The organism is Streptomyces sp. NPDC048171 (assembly GCF_043202655.1).
GTDB lineage: Bacteria > Actinomycetota > Actinomycetes > Streptomycetales > Streptomycetaceae > Streptomyces.
Genome location: NZ_JBIDAU010000041.1, coordinates 1 through 1,972 on the forward strand (window position 1 = coordinate 1; position 1,972 = coordinate 1,972).

General features: G+C 67.5%; 1 protein-coding gene. It reads right to left on the reverse strand.

Annotation, left to right across the window (positions count from 1 at the left end):
- A partial coding sequence (locus ACGF3J_RS38690; RefSeq protein ID WP_393856126.1) for a condensation domain-containing protein occupies positions 1–1,972 on the reverse strand: 1,972 nt, incomplete at both ends.

Here is a 1,972-nt window from a genome sequence, read left to right on the forward strand (position 1 = left end):
TTCGCACGAGCATTCAACTCCCCATACGACACACCCACCCCACCCTGCTCCACCGCAACCGCACCCGGATCCCGCACCACCCGCCGCTCGAACAGACCCACCACCGTCTCCTCGGACACCGCACGGTCAGTGTCGTTCCACTCCACCAGCACCCGCTCACGACCCGACGGCGCAAGCACCTCCACCGCACGCAGTGGGGTGCCAGAACCGGCCTCCAGCTCTTCAGTGAGGTTGTCGATCACCGTATGCAGCAACTGGCACACGAGGTGCGGGTCTTCCGGAGCGACTACGTCAGTCGTGATGGCGAACCCCGTCTCCAAGTCATCCACCGATACGGCCAGCGGATAGTTGGTGGACTCCCGGCTGTAGACCATCTCCACGCCATTGAGCTGGTGCCGACTCTGGTCGGAGGGCACGTCGGCTCCTCGACGACCGTGGCGGTAGTTGAGCAAGGAAGTGAACAACGGTGCCGAGGCCGAGACTGCACTTGCCTTCTGTGCAAGCGCGAGCGGGGCGTGCTCGTGCACCAGCAGGCCGGCCAGCTGGGCCTGCATGGCCCGCACCGCACCCACCACATCCGTGTCCGCGACGTCCATCCGCACCGGCAGCGTGTTCATGAACGGACCAGGCACCCACTCCGCACCAGCTCCGGCATGCATCCGGCCCAGCAGCACGGTCCCGAACACCACGTCCGTCCGGCCGGCCAGGCTCGCCAGTACCCGCGCCCACGCCACGTGGAACAACGTCGCCGGGCTTACCCCGATCGTGCGGGCTCCCTCGCGGACCCGCGCCGCCAGCCCGTCGTCCACCCGCAGCCGCGCCGACCGCACACCGGCGCCGTCACCATGAGCGTCGGCCAGGCCGAACGGCAATGTCGGTTCCGTGACGTCACCCAGCAGCTGGGCGAAGTACTCCTCATGCTCTGCGCGGGACACGCCCAGCCGCGCCTGGGCCACGAAGTCCCGGAACGGCAGCGGCACCGGCAACTCCTCCCCACGCCCCTCCATCAGCGCTGCGACCTCACCCAACACCACGTCCAACGCCGTGTGATCCTGCAACAGGTGATGCACCTGGACCAACCCAAGCCACCGGTCCGTTCCAGGTGCCGCAGCTACACTCACCCGCACCAAGGGCGCCTGCCCCACATCCATCCACCGTCCGGCGACCGCCAGTAGTTCATCGGCAGGATCCCCGTCCGACGACAGCCTCACCTCGGTCACGGGAACGATCGCACGCCGCCAGACCACCTGCACCGGCTCGGGCAGCCCTTCCCAGATCACTGCGGTGCGATAGATGTCGTGCCGGTCCACCACCTGCTGCAACGCAACCAGAAACTCTTCCAGCCGCTCACGACTGTCAAAGCCCAGCACCATCGGCACCAGATACGCATCCGCCTCACCCGGCTCGGTGATCAGGTGGTGGAAGAAGATGCCCTCCTGCAACGGCGCCAGCGGATACACGTCCGCCACGTTCGCTGCGCCGCCCTCCACCGACTCACAGACCAAACCGATCTGCGCCGCCGTCAGCTCCACCAGCGGCAGCATCTCCGGCGTGATGACCTCCGCCCCCTCCGGAATCCCGTTGGGAGGCACCTCCACCACACCCCTATCGTTTCCTGCAGCTGCAAGCGCCGCCGGCGTCGGCGCCTCGAACAATGCCCGCACGGACACGCCGAACCCGCGCTCACGCAGCCGGGACGCCAAGGTCACCGCCAGCAGGGAGTGCCCACCCAGCTCGAAGAAGTTGTCCTCCACCCCCACCCGCTCCACACCCAACACATCCGCGAACACCTGACACACAAGCTCTTCAACAACCGTGGCAGGACCCCGCCCACCCGCAGACGAGAACTCGGGAACCGGCAACGCCGCCCGGTCCATCTTCCCGTTCACCGTCAACGGCACCGCGTCGAGCACCACGACCACCGACGGCACCATGTACTCCGGCAGCCGCTCGGCCGCGAACCCGCGCAGGT